The organism is Paenalcaligenes sp. GW821-LYS-B07-1 (genome assembly GCF_058803365.1).
This window is the reverse complement of the sequence record NZ_CM179516.1, coordinates 2519766-2533875: the sequence shown is the minus strand read 5'-3', so window position 1 is coordinate 2533875 and position 14110 is coordinate 2519766. Positions and strand designations below refer to the sequence as shown.

Sequence of the window (14110 nt, the reverse complement as noted above, 5' to 3'; positions counted from 1 at the left end):
AAACGCAAAAAAGCCCAAACCGAAGTTTGGGCTTTTTTAATTTGGAGCGGGAAACGAGGCTCGAACTCGCGACCTCAACCTTGGCAAGGTTGCGCTCTACCAACTGAGCTATTCCCGCATTTAAGCGTTGCCTGCTTTGCTAACACTGCTGCCTGTTTTCAGGCTTCAACTAGCGCTAACTTAGCTGATATAAAAAGCCCAAACAATGGCTTGGGCTCTTTAAAGAATTTGGAGCGGGAAACGAGGCTCGAACTCGCGACCTCAACCTTGGCAAGGTTGCGCTCTACCAACTGAGCTATTCCCGCATATTTTCCTTCTCAGGAAAGATTAGAATTATAAGTTGGTTTCTTTTGTTTTGCAAGTGTCTTGCTGGAACTTTGAAACTACTTTTCTAATCGCTGCCGCACTTGCATTGCTGTTTGTTTGGCTACTTGATTGTTTGGTGTTCAATCAAGCGAGAAAGTGAATATAGCTGTTTTTGCTCTACGGTGTCAAGCAAATTTGAGAAATGATTTGAAATAAATGTGCCTAAGGCCGGTTATGCAGCGAAGTAGGGACAGTACCTGCTTTATACTCAAGGCTGTACTTCCTCTGCTGACGTGACAAGCAAACACACCTAACTATGTTGAATAACCAAGATTTATCCCGTTGTAATACTTTTGGACTGCCTTGTGTGGCACAGACCCTGTTTCGTTTTGAGCAGGTGTCTCAGCTGTCGGCCTTGAGCGCAGCCATTAAAGAGTATGCGCAGCATCGTGTATTAGGTGGTGGTAGCAATGTCATTATGCATCCCGACTTGCCTGGGTTGACCATTCAAGTGGCCAACAAAGGTATACGTTTATTGTGTGAGCACGATAATTTCTGGTTGGTGGAAGCTAGTGCTGGCGAGGTGTGGCACGACTTTGTGGCCTACACCTTAGAGCAAGGTTGGTACGGTTTAGAAAACTTAGCGTTGATTCCTGGCACAGTAGGCGCGGCACCCGTACAAAATATTGGGGCCTATGGTCTAGAGCTAGAGCAGCGCGTACACAGCGTATTGGCATGGAATTTGCTAGAAGGTGAGCTGTACGAATTTAGTGCAGAAGAGTGCGAGTTCTCGTACCGAGACAGTATGTTTAAACGCGCTAAGCCGGGCACATGGTTGATTGTTGCGGTGCGCTTTAGATTGCCCAGACAGTGGCAGCCATTGTTGCAGTACCCCGATTTACGTGATCATGCTTCACTGCAGAATGTGCCTAGCGCGCAGGCCGTGTTTGAAGCAGTGTGCGAGGTACGACGTACCAAGTTGCCAGACCCCGCTAAAGTGGGCAATGCAGGCAGTTTCTTTAAGAATCCAGTGGTTCAGGCTGAGCAGTACGCAGTGCTGCGTACACAGCACCCTAATGTGGTGGCGTATGCGCAAGCCGATGGCCGCTATAAGCTGGCAGCAGGGTGGTTGATTGATCAAGCCGGTTGGAAAGGGCGCGAAGCAGGAGCAGTAGCCATGCATCCACGTCAAGCGTTAGTGATGACTAACTGTGGTGGGGCGGTGCTGGAAGATGTGTTGAACCTGGCGCAGCAGATTCAGAGTGATGTACAGCAGAAGTTTGGCGTACAGCTGGAACAAGAGCCCGTGCTGTACGCCTAACCGAGGCGGTTAGCCTGCCAATACGTCCTGCATGTTGAATAGGCCTTGTGTTTTGCCTTTCAAGAAGCGAGCGGCGCGTAGGCTGCCTTGTGCATAAATAGTACGGTTGCTAGCACGGTGAGAGATCTCAATACGCTCACCTTCACCGCAGAAAAATACGGTGTGATCGCCAATGATGTCGCCACCACGTACTACCGAGAAACCAATATTGCCTTCTTTGCGCGCGCCTGTGTGACCGTGGCGTGCCCAGTCGGCGATCTCGTCTAGCGGTTTGTCCCACGCCTTAGCAACGGCTTCACCCATTGCCAATGCCGTACCAGAAGGTGCATCTACTTTATGGCGGTGGTGGGCTTCAAACACTTCTACGTCAAAACCGCTTTGCAGCATTTTTGCGGCAACTTCCAATAGTTTCAGTGTGGCGTTCACACCTACGCTCATATTGGGCGCAAACATGACGGCAACTTTTTCAGCGGCTTGTTGAATACGGGCTTTTTCTTCTTCAGAAAAACCAGTAGTGCCAATCACGCATTGGGTATTGTGACGCACGCACGCATCCAAGTGTGCCAACGTGCCTTCAGGGCGCGTGAAGTCAATCAAGCAGTCAGCATTTGCCAACTGATCTAGTTTGTCGCTAATTAGCACACCTGTGTTCTGACCCAAAAAAGCACCCGCGTCTTGGCCGATGGAGCTAGAACCAGCGTGGTCTAAGGCAACAGTAAGAGTGAGGTCGTTGCTGTTCAGTACAGCTTCAATCAGCATGCGGCCCATACGGCCGCTTGCTCCAGCAATGGCGATACGCATACAAATTCCAGAAATTATTGATCAGGGCTACGGTAGCTGTCTGTAATATTGGGGTTTTCTGCTTCCAATGGAGCTTCATCTACGTCTTGCTGAATAGCGTTAGGTGTATCTGGCCCCATGGTTGCTGGGTTTTGGAATGGCTCGTGGTTAGGTTGGTGATCACCATCCCAACGTACCAAGGTGTTGCCATCAAACCAAACGGTAAACAAACGTTTCTCTACGTCGCCGTAGCCGGGTTTGTTGTAGTAAGGATAATCCCAACGATCAGAGTGGAAGATATCTTGCAGAGTAGGGGTGCCCAGTACGTAACGTACTTGCTCACGGGTCATGCCGACGCGCAGTTGTTCTACCTGCTCAGAGGTAATCCAGTTACCTTGCTGAATGTCTGCTTTGTAAGGAAATCCCCACTTTGTGCCGCCGCAAGCGCTCAGTAATAGTGCGGTAAAACACATGGCTGCGCCGGTGCGTAGGACAGAAGAGTAGTTTTTTGCTTTCATCAGCTTACCGTGCTCTTGTTAAATAAAATCGTTATTATAAGGGATATGAGTTTGGACATCCGTGCATTATGCTACGATGTAAGCCATCTCGGAATCCGTCGGTGCTAGTTGCCAGATGGGCCACGAACCCTTCCCCCTTTCAGATATTAATTTTAGCTATGAACGATCAAAACGAACTGAAAAGCATGGGGCTTAAGGCGACATTCCCACGCCTCAAGATTCTTGATATTTTTCGCCGCAACGACGATACCCAAGAACTGCGCCATTTAAGCGCGGAAGATGTGTACCGTTTGCTGATTGCCGACGACGTGGATATTGGCTTAGCCACAGTGTACCGTGTGCTGACTCAATTCGAGCAAGCCGGTATTTTGGCACGCAGCCAGTTTGATGGTGGCAAAGCGGTATTTGAATTGAACGATGGGGATCACCACGATCACTTCATCTGCACCAATTGTGCCAAAGTGGTTGAGTTCTCTGATCCTGAAATTGAAAAACGTCAGCACAAAATTGCTGATAAGTTGGGTTTTGAGCTAGAAAGCCACACCATGGTGTTGTATGGCTTGTGCAATGATTGCACTAGCACTGGCCGCGCTACAGGCCGAGGCATGCCTCGCTAAGGTGCAGTAGTCAGTACCGTAAGTAATATGAAAAACGGCTTGTGCAGTAATGCGCAAGCCGTTTTCTTATGGGCGAGATAGCATCTCTTTGGCGTGCTGACGTGTGGTGTCGGTGATAGCGATACCGCCTAACATGCGCGAAATTTCTTCCACACGTGCGTTGCTGTCCAGTGCTTGTATGTGTGAACGGGTTTGACCGTCTTGACTACGCTTGCTGACCTGCAAGTGGTGTTGGCCTTGAGCAGCAACTTGCGGTAAGTGAGTCACGCACAGTACTTGATGGCGTTGCCCCAATTCACGCAGCAATTTACCTACTACTTCGGCCACGGCGCCACCAATACCGGTATCTACCTCATCAAAAATTAAGGTAGGCACTTGGGCAGCTTGGCTGGCAATCACGGCTAACGCGAGGGATATCCTTGCTAGCTCACCTCCAGACGCGACTTTAGCCAATGGAGCAGGGCGTACACCGGCGTGACCCGCTACGAGAAATTCCACTTGCTCATTGCCGTGCGCAGAGGGCTTGCAGGCACTCAGCTCTACAGCAAATTGGCCGCCTTGCATGGAAAGCTCCTGCATGGCTTGGCTGACTTGTAGGCTCAACTGTTTGCTGGTGCGCGCTCGCGCTTCACTGAGTTGAGTGGCTACCGTGTTGTAGTTGGCTTTGGCTTGGGCGACTTTGGCTTCCGACTGTTCTAAGTCAGCATCTTCGGTCAGTTGTTCTAGCTGTTGGGTAATAGACTCAAACAGCGCCAGTAGCTCTTCGGGTTCACAGCGGTATTTGCGTGCCATACTGAAAATGTCTGCCATGCGTTCTTCGAGTACAGACAAACGATCAGGATCTAGTTCTACCGCGCTGACATAGCTGTTCAGATCTGAAATAGCTTCAGAGCTCGCAATACGTGCGGATTCTAAGGTGTCCAGAATGGGCTGCAATGCCGCTGGGTCATGGTGCAGCAATTTGGTGATTTCTTGAGTGGCTGAAAACAATGCACGTTGTGCGGCTTGGTCTTCACCATCCAGTAAATTTAAAGCACGCGTCGCACCATCCAGTAGCGATTGCGCATGTGCTAAGCGCTGATGCTCTACACCGGTTTGTTCCCACTCGCCTGGTTGCAACGCTAAGGTTTGCAGCTCATCATATTGCCACTGCAGCTTTTCGCGTTCGGCTTGTAGGCCCGCTGATTGCTCTTGTGCTTGGCGCAAACGTTGCTGCAATGATTGCCAGGTATTCCATGCTGTAGCGACTTGCTTGGAAAGCTCTAGGTGCCCACCTTGGGAATCTAATAAGGCATATTGATTCGCACTTTTGAGCAGACTTTGATGAGCATGTTGGCCATGTATGTCTACGAGGTGCTCACCCACATCACGCAGTTGCCCCAAGGTGGCGGCGGTACCGTTGATGTAGGCGCGGCTGCGTCCTTGGGCGTCGATGACACGGCGTAGCAGTAAATCTTCGCCGTCTTCCAAATCGTTATTTTTCAGCCATTCACGAATGTCGTCATTCAGATCAAAGTGTGCACTGAGATCGGTTTTTTCACATCCTTCACGTATGACACGGGTGTCGCCGCGAGCACCAAGCAGCAGCGACAACGCGTCTATAAGTATGGATTTCCCGGCACCAGTTTCGCCAGAAAAAACCGTGAAGCCGTCTTCGAAATCGATGAGGGCTTCATCCACAATGACAAAATCACGTATATGCAGGGATCGCAGCATAAGCAGGGATTATTCGTTGGCGTCGTTGGGTTGTGGGATACGGTTCCAGTCCAATTTCTGACGCAAAGTAGAAAAGAAACTGTAGCCGGTGGGGTGAATAAAACAAACTGTTTTTTGAGCGCGGCGAATCTCTACGCAGTCGCCAGGCTGGCAGTCAGACCACGCTTGCATGTCGAAGTGCACGCTGGCACCCGATTCAACTCTGCCTAACGCTGTAATGGTCAAACTCAAGGTGCTGCTGTCAGGCACCACTACAGGGCGATTAGACAGTGTTTGCGGCGCTACAGGCACCAGTAAGAAGGCATTGAGTGTGGGATACAAAATAGGGCCGTTAGCGGCCAGTGCGTAGGCAGTGGAGCCGGTTGGTGTGGCTACGACAATACCGTCAGCACGTTGGCGGTGCATAAACACACCATCCAGCTCTACACGCAGCTCGATCATGCCGCCACGACCAGCGCGGTTAATTACGATATCATTGAGCGCAATGCCTGAAACCAGTGTCTGACCATCGCGTATGATGCGACCTTCCAGCAGGCTGCGGTGTTCAGTTTCGTACTGGCCGTTGATGACGCTGGTGATCGCTTCGTGAGCGTGTGGCAGTGGGATGTCGGTGATGAAACCTAGTCGGCCGTGGTTAATCCCAATCAAGGGGACGCCACTGTGCGCCAATTGACGTGCTGCACCCAGCATCGTGCCGTCACCACCCACGATGATAGCGAGATCAGCGTGTTGGCCGATTTCATCAAAACTGACACAGGGGATATCCTGTATACCTGTGTAGTGCGCTGTATCGCTTTCTATAATGACCGAGCAACCCGCTTGCTTTAGCGTGTGGGCAACGGCTCGCAGCGGGGCATCAAGTCCCGAGTCATGATAGCGACCCACGAGGGCGACCGTTTTGAAATGCATGAGGTAAATTGCCTTATGATGGAATAGGAATAGGATAATCTGAATTACTGGATTATAGAATTGTGTAAGGGTTTAGGGCATTGATGCTGCAGTTTGATCCTGATGTGAGTGTATGAAATAAGCATGGCAAAATATCTGGACGATAGATCAAGCGCATTATTGACGCTATTAATTGAGCGTTACATAGCTGACGGTCAGCCGGTTGGGTCACGTACTCTATCTAGGCTTTTTGACTTGTCGCCAGCCACCATACGCAACGTGATGGCTGACTTGGAAGACCTAGGGTTAATTCATAGTCCGCATACCTCGGCGGGGCGTATACCAACGCCTCAAGGGTACCGTATGTTTGTGGACAGGCTCTTGGCAGTACCGCAGTTCGAGGTGCCTCACATCGAGCCCTTACAGCTACGTTTGCCTATGGAAGAGCCAGCTCGTGCGGTGTCATCAGCGGCAGCGTTGTTGTCTAACTTGTCGCAATTTGCAGGTGTGGTGATGGTGCCGCGCCGTGCCCAAACTTTCAAACACATTGAGTTCATTCGCCTCTCGGGCAAAAGGGTGCTGCTAATCATGGTATCGCCCGACGGTGACGTGCAAAACCGCATTTTGTTCATGTCACGAGAGTATCGCGAAGAAGAGCTCACCGAAGCCAGTAATTTCTTTAATCAGCACTTCTCAGGAAAGTCGTTTTCTGTAGTGCGTGAGTCGTTGGCAGACGAGCTGTCTAGCTTGCAAGTAGACATTTCTAAGCTGATGCAAGCAGCGGTAGCGGCCAGCACGGCGGAGTCCGACATTGAAGAAGATGTGGTGATTTTCGGTGAGAGTAAGCTCTTGGACGTGAGTGAAATGACGGATGACTTAAGTCGTTTGCGCCGCTTGTTCCAGTTGTTTGAAAAGAAAACTGAATTGCTGCATTTGCTGGATGCCTCCAGTCATGCGCATGGCGTACAAATTTATATTGGTGGTGATTCTACATTGTTGCCTTTAGACGACGTTTCCATGGTGACAGCGCCTTATGGTGTGGATGGCGAGGTGGTAGGCACCTTGGGGGTGATTGGTCCCTCACGTATGGCTTACGACAAGGTTATTCCTATCGTGGACATCACCGCCAAGTTATTGTCCAATGCCTTGAGCTGTAACCAGAATAATTGATAAGAATGGCGCTGCCTGAGAGGGCTCAGTGCGGCGCATAGGGCGTACATATGCTGTTAACTACCTATTTGCCTGAACCATCGGATCCATCTTTGTTGGATGCGCACATTGCCAGTCGTCCTGCTACGCCAGTAGGCATAGTGGTGATGAATCTGGGTACGCCGGATCACCCAGATGCCGGATCCATACGACGTTACCTCAAAGAGTTTTTGTCGGACCCGCGTGTAATTGAGATTCCACAACCTGTGTGGCAATTGATTTTACGCGGGGCGATCTTGCCATTCAGACCACGTAAGCTGGTAGAAAAATACCAAATGATCTGGATGTCTGAAGGGGCTCCGCTGTTGGTGTATAGCCAGCGACAAGCCGATGGGTTGCAGCAACGTTTGGACCCAACCGGCCAGCACGTCAAAGTAGAACTGGCGATGCGCTATGGAAATCCATCTGTAGAACGTGCTGTTGATAAATTACGCGCACAGGGCTGTGAACGCATCTTGGTGGTGCCGTTGTATCCGCAGTATGCAGCAAGTACCACAGCCACGGCGGTAGATGCTGTGACGCGTTATGCTGCGAAAATGCGTAACCAACCCGAGCTACGTTTTATACGCAGTTATTGCGATCATCCTGCGTACATAAAGCCGTTAGCACAATCTATTACTACCTATTGGGAAGCGCAGGGCAAACCAGAACGTTTGCTGCTGAGCTTCCACGGTTTGCCACGTCGTTGTGCTGAAAAGGGCGATCCATATCACCGCGAGTGTATGCTGACCACGGCAGCGTTACGCCGTGAACTGGAAGCCACTGGAGTGCCAGTACAAGCTGCCTTCCAAAGTCGTTTTGGAGCCGAGCGTTGGTTAGAGCCGTACACTGAACCGCTGTTGCGTCAGTGGGCTAAGGAGGGTGTGAAAAACGTACATGTGGTGTGTCCTGGGTTTTTGGCGGATTGCTTGGAAACACTGGAAGAAATCAAACTCATGTGCCGTGATGCATTCTTGGAAGAAGGTGGTCAAGAGTTCGCCTATATCCCCTGTTTGAACGATGATAAAGAGTGGGTAGATGGCTTAGCGCAATTGGTACGCGAACACGCGGCAGGCTGGCTTTCATAAGTTAAATGTAAAAATAGCCGTGGATCTCTTGAATATGGGGTGTGTGATCCCCATATGGAAAACAGTGATGTTTTTTTGCCGTGGAGATCCATTATGTCTGCATCAACAGACCAGAACGAAAACCAGATTCCTGAAGACAACCAACCTGAAAACGAGTCCATTGATGTGGCAGCAGAATCGCTTGTCGAATCTGGACTGGATCAGCAGTTGGAAGAAGCTCAGGCTAAAGTAGCCCAGTACTACGACCAGTTGCTGCGCGCTAAAGCCGAAATGGAAAACATTCGCCGTCGTGCGGATGACGAGGTATCTAAGGCACGTAAATTTGGGACTGAGTCCTTTGCCGAGAGCCTGTTGCCAGTACGTGATAGCTTGGAAGCTGCGCTGGCACAAGAAGAACAAACGATTGAAGCCTTCCGTGAAGGCGTGGAAACTACGCTGCGTCAGTTGGATAACGCGTTCACACGCAATCAGCTTAAAGAAGTAGCTCCACAAGCAGGCGATAAATTCGACCCGCATCTGCATCAAGCAATTTCTACAGTGCCCTCCGATCAAGCCGAAGGTACTGTCGCGATGGCATTGCAAAAAGGTTATGTATTGGCCGATCGCGTATTGCGTCCTGCATTGGTGATGGTGTCCTCCGGACAAGCGCCAGCCTAAATTATTTTGTTATGGGGGCTTGAAAATGTTTAGCGAGTCCCCATCTGTAAATCATAGTAATAACTGAGTCGTATCCCTAAGTTGGGTACGCTGATTTTTGCAAGGTAAATCAAAAATATGAGCAAGATTATTGGTATTGACCTTGGTACAACCAACAGTTGTGTTGCCGTAATGGACGGTGACCAGGTCAAAATTATTGAAAACGCAGAAGGTACTCGTACCACCCCTTCCATCGTTGCTTACATGCCTGATGGTGAAGTACTGGTAGGTGCACCTGCTAAGCGTCAAGCAGTAACAAACCCACAGAACACATTGTTTGCTGTGAAGCGTTTGATTGGTCGTAAATTCGACGAAAAAGCGGTACAGAAAGATATTTCGTTGATGCCTTACAAAATCGTTAAGGCTGATAACGGTGATGCATGGGTTGAAGCCCAAGGCAAAGCGTTGGCTCCTCAGCAAGTTTCTGCTGACACCCTGCGCAAAATGAAGAAAACAGCTGAAGACTACTTGGGTCATGAAGTGACCGAAGCCGTGATCACTGTGCCTGCGTACTTCAACGATAGCCAGCGTCAAGCAACTAAAGATGCCGGCCGTATCGCTGGTCTGGAAGTAAAACGTATCATCAACGAACCTACTGCTGCTGCATTGGCGTTTGGTTTGGATAAGGCTGCCGATGGCGACCGTAAAATCGCTGTGTACGACTTGGGTGGCGGTACGTTTGACGTATCCATCATTGAAATCGCTGACATCGACGGTGAGAAACAGTTTGAAGTGCTGTCCACTAACGGTGACACCTTCTTGGGTGGTGAAGACTTTGACCAACGTATCATTGACTACATCATCGACGAGTTCAAGAAAGAAAGTGGCGTAGACCTGTCCAAAGATGTATTGGCACTGCAACGTCTGAAAGAGTCCGCAGAAAAAGCCAAGATCGAACTGTCGTCTGCACAACAGACTGAAATCAACCTGCCGTACATCACAGCAGATGCTTCCGGTCCTAAACACTTGAACCTGAAAATCACACGCGCCAAATTGGAAGCGTTGGTTGAAGATCTGATCGAGCGTTCTATCGAACCTTGCCGCATTGCTATCAAAGATGCAGGCGTGAAAGTGTCAGAGATCGACGATGTGATCTTGGTTGGTGGTATGACACGTATGCCTAAAGTGCAAGAACGTGTGAAAGAGTTCTTTGGTCGTGATCCACGCCGTGACGTGAACCCTGACGAAGCTGTTGCCGCTGGTGCAGCAATTCAAGGTTCCGTATTATCTGGCGATCGTTCTGACGTATTGCTGCTGGACGTTACACCGCTGTCCTTGGGTATTGAAACCCTGGGTGGTGTGATGACCAAAATGATTCAGAAGAACACCACGATTCCTACTCGTCACTCGCAAGTGTTCTCCACAGCCGATGACAACCAGCCTGCGGTAACCATTAAGGTTTTCCAAGGTGAGCGTGAAATCGCTGCGGGTAACAAAGCGTTGGGTGAGTTCAATCTGGAAGGTATCCCACCAGCACAACGTGGTATGCCACAGATCGAAGTGACTTTCGACATTGACGCAAACGGTATTTTGCACGTTTCCGCCAAAGACAAAGGCACAGGTAAAGAGAACAAAGTTACCATCAAAGCCAACTCTGGTTTGAGTGATGAAGAAGTACAGCGCATGATGCAAGACGCCGAGGCACACGCCGAGGAAGACCGTCGTTTGGCTGAACTGGCTACTGCACGCAACAACGGTGAAGCACTGGTACACTCCACACGTAAATCGTTGGGTGAGTACGGTGACAAACTGGAAGCTAGCGAGAAAGAAGCGATTGAAGCTGCTATCGCTGAGCTGGAAGGTGCATTGAAAGATGGCGACAAAGAAGCCATCGACGCCAAAGTCGAAGCATTGAGCACAGCATCGCAGAAACTGGGCGAGAAAATGTACGCTGATATGCAGGCTCAGGCCGCTGCACAGCAAGCAGGCGAAGACGGTGCTAAACCCGCGGATGAAAACGTGGTTGACGCTGACTTCAAAGAAGTGAAGCGCGATCAGTAATCCAGTGACTGTGCACTGAACAGGCCCGGTAGCCAACCTTATGTGTGGGCTCCGGGCATCCTTTTTTCCATGAAAAGGCTTTTAGGAGCCTGACAGTCAAAATGGCAAAACGCGATTTATACGAAATACTGGGTCTCGCCAAAAATGCGAGCCAGGATGAGATCCGCAAAGCCTATCGCAAGATGGCAATGAAGTACCACCCGGATCGTAATCCTGACAGCAAAGAGGCCGAAGAGAAGTTCAAGGAAGCAAAAGAGGCTTACGAAATTCTGAGCGATGATCAGAAACGTGAGGCTTACGACCGCTATGGCCACGCTGGTGTGGACCCTAGTGCTGCCGGTATGGGCGGCATGGGTGGTGGCGGAGGTTTCGGTGGGTTTGGTGATCTGGGCGATATCTTTGGTGAAATCTTTGGTGGCGCGGGACGCCGTGGCCAAGGTGGACCACAAGTGTACCGTGGTGCAGATTTACGGTACTCGTTGGAAATCAGCCTAGAGCAGGCAGCCAAAGGTTTTGACACGGAAATCCGAGTACCTAGCTGGGAAAACTGTTCGGTTTGTGACGGCTCTGGTGCTAAGCCTGGCAGCTCACCTACTACATGTGGTACATGTGGTGGTTCGGGTGCTGTACGCATGCAACAAGGTTTCTTTAGCGTGCAGCAAACATGCCCTACATGTCATGGTTCAGGTAAAGAGATCAAAGATCCTTGCACCGCATGTCATGGTGAAGGTCGCAAACGTGTAGAGAAAACACTGCAAGTGAAGATCCCCGCCGGTATTGATGACGGCATGAGCATCCGCTCTATGGGGAATGGTGAGCCAGGTGTGAACGGTGGCCCAGCCGGTGACTTGTATGTGGAAATTCAGCTGAAACCACATGGTATTTTCCAGCGTGACGGCGATGACCTGCACTGCAGTCTGACCATTCCATTCACGACCGCGGCATTGGGTGGTGAAGTGGAAGTGCCTACCCTAACTGGCCGAGGTGAGATCACTATTCCTGAAGGTACACAAACCGGAAAAACCTTCCGCTTGCGTGCTAAAGGGATTAAGGGTGTACGTTCTAGCTACCCCGGCGATTTGTACTGCCACATTCAGGTAGAAACTCCTGTGCGCTTGAGCGAAGAGCAGAAGAAAATTCTGCGTCAATTCGAAGAGGCGTTGAAATCAGGTGGCGACAAGCACTCTCCCAAAAGCGAGTCGTGGACAGACAAGGTGAAGAACTTCTTCTCCTAAGTGTGTCTCACACAAAAAACCGGTGACGTTTAGGCGTGCACCGGTTTTTTTATGGCTGTAACTGCAGCCTATCTGCCATGCGTACCAGTTCAGCAAGTGAGCCAGCCTCCATGGTGCGCATTACTTGCCCGCGACGTACTTTGACGGTGATCTCACTCACATGCAGTTGGCTGGCAATTTGTTTGTTCAGCAAACCTTGTACCACCAAGCGCATGACGGATTGTTCCCCCGCAGTGAGCCTATTCCAGCGATCACGCAGCACCGTGATTTGTGCCTCTTCTTGTCGACGTTGCGTGTCTTTTTGCAGCCCTAACTGGATGGCGTCCAGTAGGTCTTGGTCGCGGAAAGGTTTGGTGAGGAATTCTATTGCCCCATTTTTCATGGCCTCTACACCCAGAGCAATATCGCCGTGGCCAGTGATGAAGATAGTAGGCAGTTGGATACCGTATTGAGCCATGTGTCTATGGAAGTCCATACCGCTTTGGCCTGGCATACGTATATCCAGAATCAAACAGCCGGGGGTGTCTTCCACACCTTGATCCAGAAACTCTTGCACCGAGCTGTAGGTGCGAGTATGTAAACCTACCGATGCCAGCAGGTCGTCCAGTGCGGCGCGCATAGATGGGTCATCATCAATAATGTAGACCAAGGCGTTGGAGGTATCTGTGGTTTGAGTAGACATCATGAGCTGGCAACAGAGTGATTCAGGGGAAGAATAAATTGAAAACGGGCACCGCCTTCAGGACGGTGGGAGGCCCAAATACGTCCCTGATTGGCCTCCATGATGGTGCGGCTAATGGCTAGCCCCAAGCCCACACCAGTTTCCTTTTCGGTCCAGAATGCATCGAACATATGTTCTAGCGCATCGTTGCTGAAGCCTTTGCCGGAATCGGTAATCCCCACCAACAACGCACCTTGTTCATCCACTTGGGTAGTGAACTCGATTTCACGGTGAGGATTGCGCGAGTTCTGACGTATGCTTTCAATGGCATTATTCAGCAGGTTACCCAGAACTTGCTGTAATTGTATGCGGTCGGCGAATACCTTAGGCAGATTTTCCGCCAAGCTAAGTTTTAGCGAAATATTGTGACGGTCTAATTCGTTACGCGAAAACTGCACCACTTCTACGATGGCTTGATTCATATCGAATAAGCTGGCTTGTGGCGCTTCACCTCGGGTAAGGGCGCGTATGCGAGTGATCACATCACTGGCACGGTTGGCATCGGCGATAATGCGCTCAATGGCCAAGCGTGCTTTTTCCATATTCGGTGGTTCAAAGTTCAGCCAACGTTGGCAAGCATTACTGCTGGCGATAATCGCCCCTAGCGGTTGGTTCACTTCGTGAGCGATAGAGGCGGCCATCTCGCCCAAACTCGTAATACGTGATAGTTGTTGTAGCCGTGCTTGCGAGACTTCCGCCGCCGTGCGGGCTGCCATGATTTTGATACCTAACAACGAGGTGATGCCAATTGCCACCAAACTGATGGCGGTATTTAACAGGCCTATTTCGTACTCGCCGTCATTGGTGAGATAGAAGCTCAAAATTGTCAGGCTGATGCAGGCTGCCGATAACCAACTCACAGTACGTACACTGTATAAGTTCGTGGCAGCGAGTAGTACAGCGCAATAGAACACAGCGAACGCAATCGCGTAATCCGTGACGGTATCAGCAATGAAAATTGCGGCCATTACTACCGCAATAGTAAGGCCGCCTAGAATACGGCGAAAGTTCAGGCTACCCGTCATGGTGTGTCCT

Annotated in this window: 13 protein-coding genes and 2 tRNA genes; 7 read left to right on the top strand and 8 right to left on the bottom strand. The window is 50.3% G+C overall.

The annotated features are described in order from the left end of the window. Window positions 1-42: 42 nt before the first annotated feature. Both AC3QL0_RS12100 and AC3QL0_RS12095 read right to left on the bottom strand, forming a co-directional pair. A tRNA-Gly gene (locus tag AC3QL0_RS12100) sits at window positions 43-118 on the bottom strand. A gap of 111 nt (window positions 119-229) precedes the next feature. Further along, window positions 230-305, bottom strand: a tRNA-Gly gene (locus AC3QL0_RS12095). Between the two features lie 317 nt (window positions 306-622). Here AC3QL0_RS12095 and murB point away from each other — a divergent pair. Next, window positions 623-1627 carry a UDP-N-acetylmuramate dehydrogenase gene (gene murB, locus AC3QL0_RS12090; RefSeq protein WP_493008696.1) on the top strand — a complete coding sequence of 335 codons (1005 nt, stop codon included), beginning with the start codon at window positions 623-625 and terminating at the stop codon, window positions 1625-1627. Between the two features lie 9 nt (window positions 1628-1636). Here murB and dapB read toward each other — a convergent pair whose 3' ends face one another. Both dapB and AC3QL0_RS12080 read right to left on the bottom strand, forming a co-directional pair. Continuing rightward, entirely contained in the window at window positions 1637-2428 is a 792-nt protein-coding gene (dapB, locus tag AC3QL0_RS12085; RefSeq protein ID WP_493008695.1) for a 4-hydroxy-tetrahydrodipicolinate reductase, read from the bottom strand. 14 nt (window positions 2429-2442) lie between these two features. Further along, window positions 2443-2925 carry an outer membrane protein assembly factor BamE gene (locus AC3QL0_RS12080; RefSeq protein ID WP_493008694.1) on the bottom strand — a complete coding sequence of 161 codons (483 nt, stop codon included), beginning with the start codon at window positions 2923-2925 and terminating at the stop codon, window positions 2443-2445. A 158-nt stretch (window positions 2926-3083) separates the two neighbouring features. Here AC3QL0_RS12080 and fur point away from each other — a divergent pair, with 158 nt between their 5' ends. Continuing rightward, on the top strand, window positions 3084-3542 hold the full coding sequence (fur, locus tag AC3QL0_RS12075) for a ferric iron uptake transcriptional regulator (RefSeq protein ID WP_135865641.1): 459 nt from the start codon (window positions 3084-3086) through the stop codon (window positions 3540-3542). 66 nt (window positions 3543-3608) lie between these two features. Here fur and recN read toward each other — a convergent pair whose 3' ends face one another. Next, complete coding sequence (gene recN, locus AC3QL0_RS12070; RefSeq protein ID WP_493008693.1) at window positions 3609-5258, bottom strand: DNA repair protein RecN; 1650 nt, start codon at window positions 5256-5258, stop codon at window positions 3609-3611. 9 nt (window positions 5259-5267) lie between these two features. After that, window positions 5268-6167 carry an NAD kinase gene (locus tag AC3QL0_RS12065; protein ID WP_493008692.1) on the bottom strand — a complete coding sequence of 300 codons (900 nt, stop codon included), beginning with the start codon at window positions 6165-6167 and terminating at the stop codon, window positions 5268-5270. Window positions 6168-6302: 135 nt separating this feature from the next. On the opposite strand from AC3QL0_RS12065, the gene hrcA reads away from it, so the two are divergent. The 5 genes from hrcA to dnaJ all read left to right on the top strand — a co-directional run bounded on the left by hrcA (window position 6303) and on the right by dnaJ (window position 12354). Further along, window positions 6303-7316: a heat-inducible transcriptional repressor HrcA gene (hrcA, locus tag AC3QL0_RS12060; protein WP_430223720.1), complete on the top strand. Its 1014-nt coding sequence runs from the start codon at window positions 6303-6305 to the stop codon at window positions 7314-7316. A gap of 50 nt (window positions 7317-7366) precedes the next feature. Continuing rightward, complete coding sequence (hemH, locus tag AC3QL0_RS12055; protein ID WP_493008691.1) at window positions 7367-8422, top strand: ferrochelatase; 1056 nt, start codon at window positions 7367-7369, stop codon at window positions 8420-8422. A gap of 93 nt (window positions 8423-8515) precedes the next feature. Continuing rightward, window positions 8516-9079, top strand: a complete 564-nt coding sequence (gene grpE, locus AC3QL0_RS12050) for a nucleotide exchange factor GrpE (RefSeq protein WP_430220557.1) — start codon at window positions 8516-8518, stop codon at window positions 9077-9079. 117 nt (window positions 9080-9196) lie between these two features. Continuing rightward, window positions 9197-11119, top strand: coding sequence for a molecular chaperone DnaK (gene dnaK, locus AC3QL0_RS12045; RefSeq protein WP_493008690.1), 1923 nt, complete (start codon window positions 9197-9199; stop codon window positions 11117-11119). 101 nt (window positions 11120-11220) lie between these two features. Continuing rightward, window positions 11221-12354, top strand: coding sequence for a molecular chaperone DnaJ (gene dnaJ, locus AC3QL0_RS12040; RefSeq protein ID WP_493008689.1), 1134 nt, complete (start codon window positions 11221-11223; stop codon window positions 12352-12354). A 49-nt stretch (window positions 12355-12403) separates the two neighbouring features. Here the strand turns inward: dnaJ and AC3QL0_RS12035 are convergent, their stop codons facing one another. Both AC3QL0_RS12035 and AC3QL0_RS12030 read right to left on the bottom strand, forming a co-directional pair. Continuing rightward, window positions 12404-13036, bottom strand: a complete 633-nt coding sequence (locus tag AC3QL0_RS12035) for a response regulator transcription factor (RefSeq protein ID WP_430220765.1) — start codon at window positions 13034-13036, stop codon at window positions 12404-12406. Further along, window positions 13036-14100, bottom strand: a complete 1065-nt coding sequence (locus AC3QL0_RS12030; protein ID WP_493008688.1) for a sensor histidine kinase — start codon at window positions 14098-14100, stop codon at window positions 13036-13038. Before AC3QL0_RS12030 ends, AC3QL0_RS12035 begins: the two co-directional genes overlap by 1 nt. Window positions 14101-14110 lie beyond the last annotated feature (10 nt).

Excerpts from the sequence above, each read along its gene's own strand:
- murB (WP_493008696.1), top strand. The coding sequence starts at position 623 with ATGTTGAATAACCAAGATTTATCCCGTTGTAATACTTTTGGACTGCCT.
- dapB (WP_493008695.1), bottom strand. The coding sequence starts at position 2,428 with ATGCGTATCGCCATTGCTGGAGCAAGCGGCCGTATGGGCCGCATGCTG.
- AC3QL0_RS12080 (WP_493008694.1), bottom strand. The coding sequence starts at position 2,925 with ATGAAAGCAAAAAACTACTCTTCTGTCCTACGCACCGGCGCAGCCATG.
- fur (WP_135865641.1), top strand. The coding sequence starts at position 3,084 with ATGAACGATCAAAACGAACTGAAAAGCATGGGGCTTAAGGCGACATTC.
- recN (WP_493008693.1), bottom strand. The coding sequence starts at position 5,258 with ATGCTGCGATCCCTGCATATACGTGATTTTGTCATTGTGGATGAAGCC.
- AC3QL0_RS12065 (WP_493008692.1), bottom strand. The coding sequence starts at position 6,167 with ATGCATTTCAAAACGGTCGCCCTCGTGGGTCGCTATCATGACTCGGGA.
- hemH (WP_493008691.1), top strand. The coding sequence starts at position 7,367 with ATGCTGTTAACTACCTATTTGCCTGAACCATCGGATCCATCTTTGTTG.
- grpE (WP_430220557.1), top strand. The coding sequence starts at position 8,516 with ATGTCTGCATCAACAGACCAGAACGAAAACCAGATTCCTGAAGACAAC.
- dnaK (WP_493008690.1), top strand. The coding sequence starts at position 9,197 with ATGAGCAAGATTATTGGTATTGACCTTGGTACAACCAACAGTTGTGTT.
- dnaJ (WP_493008689.1), top strand. The coding sequence starts at position 11,221 with ATGGCAAAACGCGATTTATACGAAATACTGGGTCTCGCCAAAAATGCG.
- AC3QL0_RS12035 (WP_430220765.1), bottom strand. The coding sequence starts at position 13,036 with ATGTCTACTCAAACCACAGATACCTCCAACGCCTTGGTCTACATTATT.
- AC3QL0_RS12030 (WP_493008688.1), bottom strand. The coding sequence starts at position 14,100 with ATGACGGGTAGCCTGAACTTTCGCCGTATTCTAGGCGGCCTTACTATT.